General features: G+C 66.5%; 12 protein-coding genes and 1 tRNA gene. 9 read left to right on the forward strand and 4 right to left on the reverse strand.

From position 1 onward, the window contains the following. Positions 1–155 precede the first annotated feature (155 nt). Both pirS and pirR read right to left on the reverse strand, forming a co-directional pair. A complete protein-coding gene (pirS, locus tag ACTJJX_RS26095) occupies positions 156–1,493 on the reverse strand; it encodes a sensor histidine kinase PirS (protein ID WP_010895528.1) in 1,338 nt (445 codons plus the stop codon). Continuing rightward, complete coding sequence (pirR, locus tag ACTJJX_RS26100) at positions 1,493–2,212, reverse strand: response regulator transcription factor PirR (RefSeq protein WP_003102425.1); 720 nt, start codon at positions 2,210–2,212, stop codon at positions 1,493–1,495. Before pirR ends, pirS begins: the two co-directional genes overlap by 1 nt. A gap of 185 nt (positions 2,213–2,397) precedes the next feature. Here pirR and gacS point away from each other — a divergent pair, with 185 nt between their 5' ends. The 5 genes from gacS to ACTJJX_RS26125 all read left to right on the forward strand — a co-directional run bounded on the left by gacS (position 2,398) and on the right by ACTJJX_RS26125 (position 9,144). Continuing rightward, a complete protein-coding gene (gene gacS, locus ACTJJX_RS26105; protein ID WP_003102426.1) occupies positions 2,398–5,175 on the forward strand; it encodes a two-component system sensor histidine kinase GacS in 2,778 nt (925 codons plus the stop codon). A gap of 2 nt (positions 5,176–5,177) precedes the next feature. After that, positions 5,178–6,167 (forward strand): 2-hydroxyacid dehydrogenase, encoded by a 990-nt coding sequence (locus ACTJJX_RS26110; protein ID WP_003086027.1) that lies wholly within the window; start codon positions 5,178–5,180, stop codon positions 6,165–6,167. Positions 6,168–6,202: 35 nt separating this feature from the next. After that, complete coding sequence (locus ACTJJX_RS26115) at positions 6,203–6,628, forward strand: hypothetical protein (protein WP_003086023.1); 426 nt, start codon at positions 6,203–6,205, stop codon at positions 6,626–6,628. Between the two features lie 67 nt (positions 6,629–6,695). Then, entirely contained in the window at positions 6,696–7,103 is a 408-nt protein-coding gene (locus ACTJJX_RS26120) for an META domain-containing protein (protein WP_003086021.1), read from the forward strand. A 112-nt stretch (positions 7,104–7,215) separates the two neighbouring features. Then, the gene (locus ACTJJX_RS26125) at positions 7,216–9,144 is read left to right on the forward strand and encodes a sulfatase-like hydrolase/transferase (RefSeq protein ID WP_016851917.1); all 1,929 of its coding nucleotides are present in this window, start codon (positions 7,216–7,218) and stop codon (positions 9,142–9,144) included. Between the two features lie 6 nt (positions 9,145–9,150). Here the strand turns inward: ACTJJX_RS26125 and dinB are convergent, their stop codons facing one another. Beyond that, positions 9,151–10,200 carry a DNA polymerase IV gene (gene dinB, locus ACTJJX_RS26130; RefSeq protein WP_003086018.1) on the reverse strand — a complete coding sequence of 350 codons (1,050 nt, stop codon included), beginning with the start codon at positions 10,198–10,200 and terminating at the stop codon, positions 9,151–9,153. Positions 10,201–10,346: 146 nt separating this feature from the next. Between dinB and ACTJJX_RS26135 the strand changes: the two genes are divergently transcribed. Then, positions 10,347–10,423, forward strand: a tRNA-Met gene (locus ACTJJX_RS26135). A 178-nt stretch (positions 10,424–10,601) separates the two neighbouring features. Beyond that, complete coding sequence (locus tag ACTJJX_RS26140; RefSeq protein WP_003086015.1) at positions 10,602–10,916, forward strand: hypothetical protein; 315 nt, start codon at positions 10,602–10,604, stop codon at positions 10,914–10,916. Positions 10,917–10,930: 14 nt separating this feature from the next. On the opposite strand, the gene ACTJJX_RS26145 is transcribed toward ACTJJX_RS26140, so the two are convergent. Further along, positions 10,931–11,290, reverse strand: coding sequence for a hypothetical protein (locus ACTJJX_RS26145; RefSeq protein WP_003104747.1), 360 nt, complete (start codon positions 11,288–11,290; stop codon positions 10,931–10,933). Positions 11,291–11,538: 248 nt separating this feature from the next. Here ACTJJX_RS26145 and mprF point away from each other — a divergent pair, with 248 nt between their 5' ends. After that, complete coding sequence (mprF, locus tag ACTJJX_RS26150; RefSeq protein ID WP_016851918.1) at positions 11,539–14,184, forward strand: bifunctional lysylphosphatidylglycerol flippase/synthetase MprF; 2,646 nt, start codon at positions 11,539–11,541, stop codon at positions 14,182–14,184. 1 nt (position 14,185) lies between these two features. Further along, positions 14,186–15,469 (forward strand): virulence factor family protein, encoded by a 1,284-nt coding sequence (locus ACTJJX_RS26155; protein WP_003112596.1) that lies wholly within the window; start codon positions 14,186–14,188, stop codon positions 15,467–15,469. Positions 15,470–15,510: the final 41 nt, after the last annotated feature.

The following is a 15,510-nucleotide window of genomic DNA, read 5'->3' on the forward strand; positions in this document are numbered from 1 at the left end:
CGCCGGCGTTGCGCGGGTGACGTCTCGGCACGGATAGGACAGGGCGCAGACCCGGAACAAGGCCGGCCGAGGAGATCGGCACGGATGATAATCATTAACAAACTATAATAAAGATCATTTACATCCAGGCCAAATGTAAAGGCACCTGCGCCTCGCTAGGCAGAAGGCAGCACCAGGCACAGGCGCAGCCCCGGATCGGCGGCTTCCGCCCATAGGCGGCCGCCCTGGAGCACCACGGCGCGACGGGCAATGCTCAGTCCCAGGCCGAAGCCCTTGCCGGTACGTGCCGAAGACAGTCGGGTGAACGGGCGGAAGATGGTCTCCAACTGGTGCTCGGCCACACCCTCGCCCTGGTCTTCCAGGCAAAGCCACCAGCAACTTCCTTCGCGCCGACCATGCAGGCGGATCACGCCGCCTTCCGGCGAATGCCGGATGGCGTTGCGCAGCAGGTTCTCCAGGGCCTGGGCAAGTGCATTGAGGTTGCCACGCACGACACAATCCTCGGGCAGAGCGCTGCGGAACCGCTCGGCGGCCCAGCCGCTTTCGAAGCGTGCGTTCTCCACCAGCAGGTCCCATAACGCCGGGATGGAAATGTCCTCCAGCGCCAATACCGGGCGTTCGGTGTCCATCCAGGCCAGCTCCAGGGTGTTGTCCACCAGTTGCTGCATGCCCTGTACCTCCTGCTCCAGGCGCTCGCGCAGGAGCTGCGCGGACAGCGTGCCCTCTGCCGCCACCTGCAGGCGCGCCAGCGGCGTGCGCAGCTCGTGGGAGAGATCGCGGAGCAGTTGGCGCTGCAACACCATGTGCTCGTCGAGTCGCTCGGCCATATGGTCGAACGCCCGCCCCAGATCGCCCAACTCGTCGCTGCGCCGGCTGATCTCTGCCTGCGTACGCGCCGTCAGGTCGTTGCCGCGCAGGGCATTGGCCTGCGCTCGCAGGCGTCCCAGCGGCACTATCCAGCGCCGATACAGCAACACTCCCAGCAGCAGGGCCAGCCCGGCCGGCACCAGGCCATGGGTGACCAGGCGCTTGGCCGGCGACAAGCCGGGAGGGACGAACTCGGCGGGAAGACGCAGGACCACCCGGCCTTGCTCCGGATGTTCGGGGAAGCGCAGGCTGATGAACGGCCGCGACAACGAGCGGGAGCTCATCGGCCAGTCGACGCCCCGCAGGAAAGTCAGGCGCTCGGCTTCCTCCGTGGTGAGCGGACGACTGCCCAGCGATTGCAGCCGTCCGTCGAGCACGACCACCCAGTCCAGCGCCCGCTGGCGCGGCTCGGCCAGCCAACGGTCGATGCCCTCGCGGCCATCGTCGAGCCAGGCACGTTCGGCTCGCCGCGCATAATCCGCCAAGGCGGAGCGGGCTTCGGCGGACAGGTAGTAACCCTTCAGTTCGGCGCTGCGTCCCCAGGTCCAGGACAGCCATACCGATAGCAGGAAGAACGCCACCAGCACCAGGGCCAGGCGCCAGAACAGCGAATGACGGTTGGGCATCATGGCGCCGGTGTCAGGACGTAACCCTTGCCCCAGACGGTATGCAACTGGTGACCGGCGTAACCGAGGCGTTGCAGCTTGCGCCGCAGGTGACTGACGTGCATGTCCAGGCTGCGATCATGCTGGGTATGACCGCGGTGCAGGACATGCTGGTAAAGGAAGGCCTTGGTCAGGGTCTCGCCTTCCGCGGCGAGGAAGGTTTCCAGCAGGCGGTATTCGGTCGGCGTCAGGCCGGCGAACCGCTCGCCAAGGCTGACATCGCAGACATCGGCAGAGAATTGCAGCGAGGGCCGCGCCAGCGGTTCGGCGCAGCGGCCCGGCGCGCCCCCCCGCTCCAGGGCGATCCGACGCAGGATGGCATCGATGCGTACCCGCAGCTCGGCCAGGCTGAAAGGCTTCGGCAGATAATCGTCGGCGCCCTGGCTGAACCCGGCGATGCGGTCCTGCTCGGCGCCCAGGGCTGACATCAGGATCACCGGCAGCGCCTGCTCCTGGCGGAGTTGGCGAAGAATCTCGAGGCCATCGCGCCCGGGCAGCATGATGTCCATCAGGATCAGGTCATAGCCGCCGCTGCGCGCAGCCGCCAACCCCTCTTCCCCGTCTCGGCACCAGGTCACCTCGAAACCGCTGCCATTGAGGTGCTGGAACAGATGTGCGCCCAGTGTCGGATCGTCCTCGATGGCCAGCAGTCGGGGGTCGGGCGTCAGGGATGGGAACATGGCAGCCAAATAAGATTGATTAGCAATCGTGCCAGTATTCACGATCTTTCCGCTTCGTCGCAAGCCGAATCCGCCGGGCTGCGCACATCGGTGCAGATTCCCCTTCCGCGACCCGCTAAACTGCGCGGGGTAAACGTATGGCCGGGGAGCGTCGGCCATCCCGATCTGGCTCGACGGAGAGACGTGTGTTCAAGGATCTCGGCATCAAGGGGCGCGTACTGCTGCTCACCCTGCTCCCCACCAGCCTGCTGGCGATGGTGCTTGGCGGTTACTTCACCTGGGTCCAGCTGTCCGACATGCGCGCCCAGTTGATCGAGCGCGGGCAACTGATCGCCGAACAACTGGCGCCGCTGGCCGCCACCGCGCTGGCGCGAAAGGATACCGCCGTGCTCAACCGCATCGCCAACGAGGCGCTGGACCAACCGGACGTGCGCGCGGTGACCTTCCTCGACGCCCGCCAGGAACGCCTCGCCCATGCCGGGCCAAGCATGCTCACCGTCGCCCCGGCCGGCGACGCCAGCCATCTGAGCATGTCCACCGAACTGGACACCACGCACTTCCTGCTACCGGTTCTTGGCCGCCACCACAGCCTGTCCGGCGCCACCGAGCCTGACGACGAGCGCGTACTCGGCTGGGTCGAACTGGAACTGTCGCACCATGGGACTCTGCTGCGCGGATATCGCAGCCTGTTCACCAGCCTCTTGCTGATCGCAGCCGGCCTCGGCGTCACCGCCCTCCTCGCCCTGCGCATGAGCCGCGCGATCAACGCGCCGCTGGAACTGATCAGCCAGGGCGTCGCCCAGCTCAAGGAAGGCCGCATGGAAACCCGCCTGCCACCGATGGGCAGCAACGAGCTGGACGAACTGGCCTCCGGCATCAACCGCATGGCGGAAACGCTGCAGAGCGCCCAGGAGGAAATGCAGCACAACATCGACCAGGCCACCGAGGACGTACGCCAGAACCTGGAAACCATCGAGATCCAGAACATCGAGCTGGACCTGGCGCGCAAGGAGGCCCTGGAGGCGAGCAGGATCAAGTCCGAGTTCCTCGCCAACATGAGCCACGAGATCCGCACCCCGCTCAACGGCATCCTCGGTTTCACCAACCTGCTGCAGAAGAGCGAGCTCAGCCCGCGCCAGCAGGACTACCTCACGACCATCCAGAAATCGGCGGAAAGCCTGCTGGGGATCATCAACGAGATCCTCGATTTCTCGAAGATCGAGGCCGGCAAGCTGGTTCTGGAAAACCTCCCTTTCAATCTCCGCGACCTGATCCAGGACGCCCTGACCATGCTGGCTCCGGCCGCCCACGAGAAGCAACTGGAACTGGTCAGCCTGGTCTACCGGGATACCCCGATCCAATTGCAGGGCGACCCGCAGCGGCTGAAGCAGATCCTCACCAACCTGGTCGGCAACGCCATCAAGTTCACCCAGGGCGGCACCGTCGCCGTACGCGCCATGCTCGAGGACGAAAGCGACGACCGCGCGCAGTTGCGGATCAGCGTCCAGGACACCGGTATCGGCCTCTCCGAGGAGGACCAGCAAGCCTTGTTCAAGGCCTTCAGCCAGGCCGACAACTCACTGTCGCGGCAAGCCGGTGGCACCGGCCTAGGCCTGGTGATCTCCAAGCGCCTGATCGAGCAGATGGGCGGCGAGATCGGCGTCGACAGTACGCCTGGGGAAGGTGCCGAATTCTGGATCAGCCTGAGTCTGCCGAAAAGTCGCGACGACAACGAGGAGCCAGGCGCCTCCTGGGCCGCGGGCCAGCGCGTGGCGCTGCTCGAACCGCAGGAGCTGACGCGCCGCTCGCTGCACCACCAGCTCACCGACTTCGGCCTGGAAGTGAGCGAATTCGCCGACCTCGACAGCCTCCAGGAAAGCCTGCGCAACCCGCCGCCCGGCCAGTTGCCGATCAGCCTGGCGGTGCTCGGCGTCTCGGCCGCGATCCATCCGCCGGAAGAGCTGAGCCAGTCGTTCTGGGAATTCGAACGGCTCGGCTGCAAGACCCTGGTGCTCTGCCCGACCACCGAGCAGGCGCAATACCACGCGACCCTGCCCGACGAACAGGTCGAGGCCAAGCCCGCCTGCACCCGCAAGCTGCAACGCAAGCTGCAGGAGTTGCTTCAAGTCCGCCCGACGCGCAGCGACAAGCCCCACGCCATGGTTTCCGGACGGCCGCCACGGCTGCTCTGCGTCGACGACAACCCGGCCAACCTGCTGCTGGTGCAGACCCTGCTCAGCGACCTCGGCGCCCAGGTCACCGCGGTGGACAGCGGCTACGCGGCCCTCGAGGTAGTGCAGCGCGAGCGCTTCGACCTGGTCTTCATGGACGTGCAGATGCCCGGCATGGACGGCCGCCAGGCCACCGAGGCGATCCGCCGCTGGGAGGCCGAGCGGGAAGTCAGCCCGGTGCCGGTGATCGCGCTCACCGCACATGCGCTTTCCAACGAGAAGCGCGCATTGCTGCAGGCCGGCATGGACGACTACCTGACCAAGCCGATCGACGAACAGCAATTGGCCCAGGTAGTGCTGAAGTGGACCGGACTGAGCCTGGGCCAGTCGCTGGCCAGCATGAGCCGTGCGCCGCAGCTCGGCCAGTTGAGCGTGCTCGACCCCGAGGAAGGGCTGCGCCTGGCCGCCGGCAAGGCCGACCTCGCCGCCGACATGCTGGCGATGCTGCTGGCCTCGCTGGCGGCGGACCGCCAGGCGATTCGCCAGGCCCGCGACAACGACGACCGCACCGCTTTGCTCGAGAGGGTCCACCGGCTGCATGGCGCCACCCGCTACTGTGGCGTGCCGCAGTTGCGCGCGGCCTGCCAGACCAGCGAAACCCTGCTCAAGCAGAACGATCCGGCGGCGGCCGCGGCCCTGGACGAGCTGGACAAGGCCATCGAGGCCCTGGCCGACACTGCCTCGGCCACCACCCACCTCTCCTCCACCAGCCTCGACTCCAGCGAACTCTGACCATGCGCATCCTGTTCTTCAGCACCCAGGCCTACGACAGCGAGAGCTTCCAGGCCAGCAACCACCGGCACGGCTTCGAACTGCACTTCCAGCAGGCCCACCTGCAGGCGGACACGGCGGTCCTCGCCCAGGGCTTCGAAGTAGTCTGCGCCTTCGTCAACGACGACCTCTCGCGGCCGGTGCTGGAACGCCTGGCCGCTGGCGGCACGCGCCTGGTCGCCCTGCGCTCGGCCGGCTACAACCACGTCGACCTGGCCGCCGCCGAAGCGCTCGGCCTGCCGGTGGTGCACGTCCCGGCCTATTCGCCGCACGCTGTCGCCGAGCACGCGGTCGGCCTGATCCTGACGCTCAACCGGCGCCTGCACCGCGCCTACAACCGGACCCGCGAGGGCGATTTCTCGCTGCATGGGCTGACCGGCTTCGACCTCCACGGCAAACGCGTCGGAGTGATCGGCACCGGACAGATCGGCGAGACCTTCGCCCGCATCATGGCCGGCTTCGGCTGCGAGCTGCTGGCCTACGATCCCTATCCCAATCCGCGCATCCAAGCGCTCGGCGGCCGCTACCTGGCGCTCGACGCCCTGCTCGCCGAGTCCGACATCGTCAGCCTGCATTGCCCGCTGACCGCCGACACCCGCCACCTCATCGACGCGCAGCGCCTGGCGACGATGAAACCCGGCGCGATGCTGATCAATACCGGCCGTGGCGCCCTGGTGAACGCCGCGGCGCTGATCGAGGCGCTGAAGAGCGGACAACTGGGCTACCTCGGCCTCGATGTCTATGAAGAGGAAGCGGATATCTTTTTCGAGGATCGCTCCGACCAGCCCCTGCAGGATGACGTGCTGGCACGCCTGCTGAGCTTCCCCAACGTGGTGGTGACCGCCCACCAGGCCTTCCTTACCCGCGAGGCCCTGGCGGCGATCGCCGACACCACCCTGGACAACATCGCCGCCTGGCAGGACGGGACGCCACGCAATCGGGTCCGGGCCTGATGGCGTGGTAGCATGCGCGGCTGATTGGAGGCTCCATGGCTGAACACGATTTCCGTTACACCCTGCTCAACCCGCAATACACCCTCAACGAATGCCGCGCGCTCTCCCCGGGGCGCTACCAGGTCACCGGCACCGGCGGCTCGATCAAGGCCGACGACGTGCTGCTGGTCAGCCTCAAGGGCAGCAAGACCCTGAGCATGCGCCTGACCGTGGAAAAGGTTCGCCACCTGATCAACCCACCCGGCCAGTGGCTGGCGGTCGCCCGCGGCCCGGCATTCCGCGAACTGGCGATCCATACCTGGCAGGTCGACTGCGACCAGTGCCAGGCTCGTCTCGACTTCGAGTTCGCCGTGGACGCCAGTCTCGGTCGCAAGGCCCTGGCGCCGGCCGCCGAAGAGCGCATTCACGAACTGGGCTGGAGCAGCCGCGAAGGCAAGCACCTGTGCCCGAAATGCCAGTAGGGCGAACGCTCCGTCCGACCGACGGTCTGTGAACTATCGCCCGTACGAAATGCGCAAAGGAAACGCCATGAAACCCTCTCTCGCCCTCTTCGCCTCCACCGCCCTGGTCCTGGGCGGTTGCGCCAGCCAGGAGACCACCCTGGAAACCGAGCAGGCCTACCAGGTCGACTGGGTCGGCGCACAACCGACGATGGACTACAGCCACATCAGCCTGACCTTCGACGGCCAGGGCCGCGCCTTCGGCAATGGCGGCTGCAACCACTGGTTCGCCAGCTACACCCTGCAGGACGACCTCCTTCAGTTCGGCGCCATCGGCAGCACCCGCCGCCTGTGCGCAGCGGAGATCATGGAGCAGGAACGGCGCTTCCTGGCCCTGCTGCAGAGCGTCCAGCACTGGGACATTTCGCCGTCCGACGAGCTGCGCCTGTGGCCGGCCGAAGGCAAGCCGCTGCGCCTGGTTCCCGAGCACGACTGAAGCCTGAAGCGGCGCTACCCGGCGCCGCCCGTTTACATTTTTTTGACATCCATTTCATTCCCGCTTGACCACCACGTCCCTAGGCTTCCGCATCCTCGCCCGGAGACGCTTGATGTTCGCCCCACCCAGCACCGAGACACTCAACCGCTTCTTTCTGTTGTCGTGGCTGGTGGTGCTCTGGCAGGTGCTGCGCCTGCAGGACGGGATCGTCTTCGACGACGCCTGGCTGCCGCTCTGGAGCGTCGCTGCCAGCCTGAGCTACGCCTTCCTTTATATAGTCCCGGTGTACCTCGCCTGCCGACTGCTCCTGCATTTCCATGATCGCCCTCCCGTGCGCCTCAGTCCGTGGCTGGCAGGCGTGCTGGCCATCGTCGGCAGCGCGGCGGTACAGATACTGCTCTACGCCGACCGCACCCTCTACGACCTGTACGGATTCCACCTCAACGGTTTCAGCATCGGCCTGCTGGTCTCGCCCGGCGGCCTCTCCAGCCTCGGCAGCGGCGACGGCACCCTGCTCAGCGCAAGCCTGGCGGCCCTGGCCCTGCTCTGCCTGCAGGTGCTGCTGTACAGCGCCTGCCAGGTCAGCCGCGAACGCCTTCCCGCGCTCCCTCGGCGCGCCTGGCGCTACCTGTTGGCGGCCTTCCTCTGCCTGGCCCTGGGCGAACGCCTGGTCTATGCGTTCAGCTCCCTGCGCGACTACCGGCCGATCCTGCTGGCCAGCGAACGCTATCCGCTTTACCTGCCATTGACCGTCCGCAGCCTGGCGCGAAGCCTGGGCATCCAGCCGACGCCCACCCAGCGCGAGCTGCTCCAGCAGCAGAGCGACCTGCACTATCCTCTCCGGCCGCTGGAGATCAGCGCCCCGGCGCACCCATTGAACATCGTCTGGATCGTCGCCGAGTCGCTCCGCGGGGACATGCTCGATCCGCGCTACATGCCCAGGCTGTGGGACTTCTCCAACCGGGCGATCCGCCTGGACAACCACTACAGCAGCGGCAACCTGACCCAGATGGGCGTCTTCGGCATGTTCTACGGGCTGCACGGCGGCTACTGGGACGCCGTGCTGAAGGCCGGCCAGCCGCCGGTGCTCATGGAGGTACTCAGGCAGCAGAACTACCAGTTCCGGATCAATGCCGCGCAACGTTTCAGCTATCCGCCCTTCGACCGCAGCGTGTTCGTCAACCTGCGCCCCCAGGACCTGCACGTGCTGGATAGCCCGGAGCCTGCCTGGCAGCGCGACGCCCGGAACACCGACGACCTGCTGCGCTTCGTCGATCGCCGACTACCCGACCGGCCGTTCTTCGCCTGCCTGTTCCTCGAGTCGAGCCACGCCAACTACAGCTTCCGCGACGAGACCGCGAAAATCCGCCCCTATCTGGTCAACTTCAACTACCTGACCACCGATTTCCAGGCGCAGATGCCGCTGATCAAGAACCGCTACCTGAATGCCGTGCGTGAAGTCGATACACAGATCGGCCGCCTGCTGCAGCACCTGGAAAACCAGCACCTGCTGGAAAACACCGCGGTAGTGGTGCTCGGCGACCATGGGGAAGAGTTCATGGAACGCTCGCGCTGGGGCCACAATACCGAGTTCAATCGCTACCAGACCGGCACCGTCGCCGTGCTGAGCATTCCCGGACAGGCGCCCCGTGCCGTCCGCAGCATCACCAGCCACATCGACCTGCCCGCAACGCTCCTGCCGCTGCTGGGCGTACGCAATCCGCCCCGCGACTACTCGCTGGGACAGGACCTGCTCGCAGCGGACTACCATCGCGACTATGCGGTGAGCGCCGATACCACGCGCATCGCCTACCTGGGCGAAGGCTTCAAGGTGAGCTTCCCACTGCGTGGCGCGGACCGTCACCACGGTCCGGTGAGCGATGGCGACGACCGCCCGCTCGACGTGGAACAACAGGAAGCCATACGCGGCCCACTCCGTGCAGCACGCCTGGAACTGCTGCAGGATCTCGGCCGCTTCAGCGCCTTGCCGGTAGGGGAAGAGCCGTCGCCGCGGAGCCTCGCGACTTCGTTGAGGCCATGAGGAGCATCAGAACAGCCTGAGTTGTTCGTGGGCGCCCTGCAGGTCGAGCAGGCGCACGCCGACGCCGATCAGGCGCACCGGACGATTGCCACGGGCAAAGGCCTGGCCGAGCAATTGCCGGTAGCTCTCCAGGTCGCGCCCGGCGCCGGACTGTTCCACTGTGGTCTGGGTGAAATCGTGAAACTTCAGTTTCACGAACGGCTTGTCCGGCCGATAACTGCCATCCAGGCGTTGCAGGCGTCCGTCCAGCTCCTCGAGCAGGGTCGGCAGTTCCTCCAGGCAAGCCGCCAGGTCCGGCAGGTCGCGATCGAAGGTACATTCGACGCTCACCGACTGGCGCCGGCTGTCGACTTCCACCGGTCGCTCGTCGATACCATGGGCCAGTCCCCACAGGCGTTCGCCGAAGCTGCCGAACTCGCGCACCAGGCTCAGCTTGCTGCCCTGGCGCAGGTCGGCGCAGGTGCGGATGCCCATCCGCGCCAGGCGCTCCGCCGTGACCTTGCCGACGCCATGCAACTTGGCCACCGGCAACTCGGCGACGAACCCGTCGACCTGCTCCGGGGTAATCACGAACAGCCCGTCCGGCTTGCGCCAGTCGCTGGCGATCTTGGCCAGGAACTTGTTCGGCGCGACGCCCGCCGAAACGGTGATGTGCAGCTCCTCGGCCACCCGGCGGCGGATGTCCTGGGCAATCCGCGTGGCGCTACCGGCGAAATGCGGCGAAGCGCTGACGTCCAGGTAGGCCTCGTCCAGCGAAAGCGGCTCGATCAGATCGGTATAATCGCGGAAGATCGCATGGATCTGCTTCGACACCGCCCGGTAGACATCGAAACGCGGGCGCACCACCAGCAGATCGGGACACAGCTTGAGCGCCGTGCGCATGGCCATCGCCGAGCGCACGCCATAGGCTCGCGCCTCGTAGCTGCAAGTGGCGACCACTCCACGCTTGTCCGGCGAACCGCCAACCGCCAGCGCCTTGCCGCGCAGGCTGGGGTCGTCGCGCATCTCGAGGGCGGCATAGAAACAGTCGCAGTCTATATGGATGATTTTCCGCACCGGAATCTCGCTACAAGCCCCGCCGGGCCTGCCCCGGAGCGCTGAATTCTAACATTGGGCAAGCGCTAAGCATTTGAAGAAAAAACACTTTTTTCGAAAAATCGATTGACAGCCCGACGAGAGTCCGTAGAATGCGCCCACACAGACGCGGGATGGAGCAGTCTGGTAGCTCGTCGGGCTCATAACCCGAAGGTCGTTGGTTCAAATCCAGCTCCCGCAACCACATTCGAAAAGCCCCGGCACTAGCGATAGCGCCGGGGCTTTTTGCATTCCGCCCCTCCTGTTCTACTGCATCGCCTCGCCCACCGTTCGCTCGCATCATCGCACATTTAACTGTATATTCGTACAGCCAGCTCAGCCTTCGATGAATGCTCGGTAACGGATACGGAAAGGACAGACAGATGCTGAACGTCGAACAATTGAAGCGCAGCGTGAACCGGATGGAACTCGACGACATCCGCCAGGCAGTGGACGAACTGCAGATGGACGGCCTGGTCACCGACGGCAAGACGCCGTTCACCCGCGTGCACTTCAACACCTGCTTCGCCGAGATCGAGGCGCTGTTCCAGCGCGCCGGCTTCCACCGGCCGCTCGATGTGGTCGGCTACCAGGGCGAGATCTATGCGTTGTACGACCCCTCTCGCTGGGAGGCCGTGGAAGTGCTGCGCTGGTTGAAGGAATACCGCGAGGAATCGCGTCACCTGACTCCGGCGTGAGCGCAATGCCTGCGTCAGCGCAACTCGTGTGCCAGGCGCGCGCAGGCCATCCCCACGACCAGCATCACCAGCGGACCGAAGGCCCGCATGGAGATCCGCGCAAGGCTCCAAGACTCTTTCGCAGCGAACAGGCTTGCCGGATTCACCGAATAGACCAGCAGGGAACCGCAGAACAGCCCCAGGCCCAGCAGGCCCAGGCGGCGCAACCAACCGTCGTGGCGGAGCAATACCACCAGCAGGGCGCCGTACAACAGGCAATCGACCCGCGCCACCGAGTCCTTGACCTGCAACGACTGTTCCCAATCCCCCAGCCACCATCCAGCGGCCACGCCCAGCACGACTCCGGCGCCGACATGAATGCCCGCCTGGATCATCGTCACCCTTCCCCCCTCGGAAATGGTCGGACAGTGCAAGCCGCCACTATGCCCACGGCAAGCTGAACCATCGCTGAACGAATACCAGCAAATGGCCTTCGGCCACTTCGCCGACGCAACTCCTGCAAAACCCGGCGGTCTTCTCCCTGTGACAGGACGCCGCCCCGCACAGAAAAAATCTGCTGCGACCACTTGGGAACTCGCCCGAGAGGCCATACTCTGTCGCGCAAATTCCCATGAGGTGGCTGATGCGCACCGACGCTCCCGTTCCAGAACATCCCGCTCCACCCAGCTCTCCCGCGTCCCCACAACGCATCCGGCTGATCGATCGGATTACCGCCTACCGCCAGCCCATCGGCCTGGTCTTCACCTTGCTGCTGTTCGGCCTGGCGCTGGTGGCCTGCTACCACCTGCTACGGGAGATCGATCCCGGCGCCCTCCACGATGCCATCGCCGACGTGCCCAGGCCGGCGCTGCTCGGCGCCCTGAGCGCGACCGCCCTCGGCTTCGTCATCCTGCTCAGCTACGAGTGGTCGGCCAGCCGCTTCGCTGGCGTCACGCTGCCCATGCGCAGCCTGGCCACCGGCGGCTTCAGCGCCTTCGCCATCGGCAATGCGGTAGGCCTGTCGCTGCTTTCCGGCGGCTCCGTACGCTACCGACTGTATTCCCGGCATGGCATCGGCGCTGCCGAAATAGCCCGGATGACGCTATTTGCCAGCCTTTCCCTGGGCTGCGCACTGCCGGTGCTGGCGGCACTCGCCGCACTCTGCGACCTCGACGATGCGGCGTCGGCGCTGCACCTGCCCCGCGCCCTGGTCGCCGTCATCGCGATCGCCGTCCTGTCGCTGGCTGTCGGCCTGGTGGCGTTCCTGGCCCGGCACCGTCTGCCGGGAGAACGGCCGTCCCCCGACAGCCTGCTGGTCCGCCTCGGCCGCCGCAGCCTGCGCCTGCCAGGCCCGCGCCTATCGCTGCTGCAACTGCTGATCACCGCCCTCGACGTCGCCGCCGCCGCTACCGTCCTTTATCTGTTGCTGCCGGAAACCCCACCCTTCGCGGCGTTCCTGCTGGTCTACCTGCTCGCCCTGGCCGCCGGCGTGCTCAGCCACGTACCGGGCGGAGTCGGGGTGTTCGAGGCGGTGCTGCTGGCCGCGTTCGCCGGCCAACTGGGCGCCGCGCCGCTGGCCGCGGCCCTGCTCTTGTACCGCTTGATTTATGTGGTACTGCCACTGCTGCTGGCCTGCCTTTTGTTGCTGTTCCTCGAAGCGCGCCGGTTGTGGGTGACGCGCCAGGCGATCCGCGTCGCCTCGGGTTTCGCCGCACCGATCCTGGCGATCCTGGTCTTCCTCTCCGGTGTCGTGCTGCTGTTTTCCGGCGCCACACCGGCGATCGACACCCGCCTGGAACACCTCGGTTTCCTCATTCCACATCGCCTGATCGATGCCTCGCACCTGGTCGCCAGCCTGATCGGCGTGCTCTGCCTCCTGCTCGCGCAGGGTTTGCGCCGACGGCTGTCGGCCGCCTGGGCCCTGACCCTGGTGCTGTTGCTGGTGGGCGCCCTGCTTTCGCTGCTGAAAGGCTTCGACTGGGAAGAAGCCAGCCTGCTGAGCCTGACCGCCGCGCTGCTCGCCATGTTCCGCCGCTCCTTCTACCGTCCCAGCCGGCTGATGGAAGTACCCTTCTCGCCGCTTTACGTAGGCGCCAGCATCTGCGTGGTCGGCGCCTCGGTCTGGCTGCTGCTGTTCGCCAACCAGGACGTGCATTACAGCAACCAGCTCTGGTGGCAGTTCGCCCTGGACGCCGACGCCCCGCGCGCCCTGCGCGCCGCCCTCGGCAGTTGCCTGCTGCTCCTGGCCCTGGCCCTTGGCTGGCTGCTGCGCGCGGCACCGCCGGCGATCCGCGAGCCGAACGCGGAAGAGCTGCAGCGCGCGGCGCGGATCATCCGCCACTCGGACCAGCCGGATGGCGGCCTGGCCCTGACCGGCGACAAGGCCCTGCTCTTCCATGAGAGCGACGACGCTTTCCTCATGTACGCCCGCCGCGGTCGCAGCATGATAGCCCTGTACGACCCGATCGGCCCGGCCATGCAGCGCGCCGAACTGATCTGGCAATTCCGCGACCTCTGCGACCTGCACCATGCCCGCCCGGTGTTCTACCAGGTGCGTGCCGAGAACCTGCCGTTCTACATGGACATTGGCCTGACCGCCCTCAAGCTCGGCGAAGAAGCGCGAGTCGACCTGCTGCGCTTCGACCTGGAGAACAAGGGCAAGGAAATGAAAGACCTGCGCTACACCTGGAACCGCGGCCAGCGCGACGGCCTGGCCCTGGAGTTCCATGAACCGGGCCAGGCTCCGCTGGACGAGCTGAAGGCGATATCGGACGCCTGGCTGGGCGGCAAGCAGGTGCGCGAGAAAGGCTTCTCCCTGGGCCGCTTCACCCCGGCGTACCTGAACTTCTTCCGCATCGCCATCGTCCGCCACCAGGGCAAGCCGGTGGCCTTCGCCAACCTGCTGGAAACCGACAGCCGCGAACTGGCGAGCCTCGACCTGATGCGCGTGCACCCGGACGCGCCGAAGCTGACCATGGAGTTCCTCATGCTCGGCCTCATCCTCCACTACAAGGCCCAGGGCCACGCGCGCTTCAGCCTCGGCATGGTGCCGCTGGCCGGGCTCCAGCCAAGGCGCGGCGCGCCGTTGACCCAGCGCCTGGGCGCGCTGGTCTTCCGGCGGGGCGAACAGTTCTACAATTTCCAGGGGCTGCGACGCTTCAAGGACAAGTTCCAGCCCGACTGGGAACCCCGCTACCTGGCCGTGCCAGCCGGGCTCGACCCGCTGGTGGCCCTGGCCGATACCGCCGCGCTGATCGCCGGCGGCCTGACTGGATTGGTGAAACGCTGATATGTCTGTCGTGAAACGTCACTGGCGCCGTTTTCTGGTCGCCGCCCTGGTGCTGATCGTCGGTGCCGCCCTGCTGCTCTGGAGCCGACCGGCGGCCCAGGCGAAACTGGAAGCCCTGGACCTCGACGACGGCGGCCACGCCACCCTTGCCGAACCCGGCGAGAAGCCGCGCTCGCGGGTGGTGGTGATCGCCGCCCCCGAACAGCAACTGAACGACGCCCAGATGCTGAACCTGGCTCACGACAGCGCCGCCCGGGTGATCCAGTACTTCCCTCCGGAAAACGGCGATTGCAGGGCGCAGCAGTCCCGGCTCGAAGCGGTCATTGCCCGCCTCGGCGGCAAGCCGAACCTGGTCGCCGGCATCGGCCCAGGCTCGACCACCGCCTGGCGCTGGCTCGCCAGCCAGGACGACGACAAGGCCAAGGCGCTCTCGGTCGGCTTCGACATTGCCCTGGCCGAGCGCGACTGCGACGCCCCGCTGCCGCACCAGGCGTCGCACGGCCAGTGGCTGCTGGCCTGGAACGACAACCCGGACGACGACACCGCAGTCTTCGTCCGCAAGCAGTCGAGCGCGGAAACCAGCATCAGCGACTACGACACCCCGCTGTCCGACGTGCTCGCCCATCAGTTGCGCCTGCAACTGCAAGGCAACGCCGAGGCCCTGCCGGTACTCGAGGTCCCCGCGGCGCAACCCTCGGACATCGTCACCCTGTTCTACTCCGGCGACGGCGGCTGGCGCGACCTGGACAAGGACTCTGCCGAGCATATGGCCAGCATGGGCTACCCGGTGGTCGGCATCGACACCCTGCGCTACTACTGGCAACACAAGAGCCCGGAACAGAGCGCCGCCGACCTCTCCAAGCTGATGCAACACTACCGCGAGAAGTGGGGCGCGAAACGTTTCGTCCTGGCCGGCTACTCGTTCGGCGCTGACATCCTGCCGGCGATCTACAACCGCCTGCCCGGAAAGGACCAGCAGCAAGTGAAAGCCATGCTGCTGCTGGCGCTGGCGCGGACCGGCAGCTTCGAGATCGAAGTGGAAGGCTGGCTGGGCAAGGCCGGCGAGGAAGCCGCCACCGGCCCGGAAATGGCCAGGTTGCCGGCAGCCAAGGTGTTCTGCATCTATGGCGCCGAAGAAAAGGACGAAAGCGGCTGTACCCAATCCCAGGCCGTCGGCGAGAAGCTCGAACTGCCGGGCGGCCACCACTTCGACGAGGACTACCTGTCCCTGGCGAAGAAGATGCTCCAGGCCATCCGCGACCGCGAGAACGCTCCCGACGCCTGATCGCGATCAAGCTCTCCCCGCTCCGCCCTTCTTGTCCCCGG

The organism is Pseudomonas sp. 22490 (assembly GCF_052044465.1).
Classification (GTDB): domain Bacteria; phylum Pseudomonadota; class Gammaproteobacteria; order Pseudomonadales; family Pseudomonadaceae; genus Pseudomonas; species Pseudomonas aeruginosa.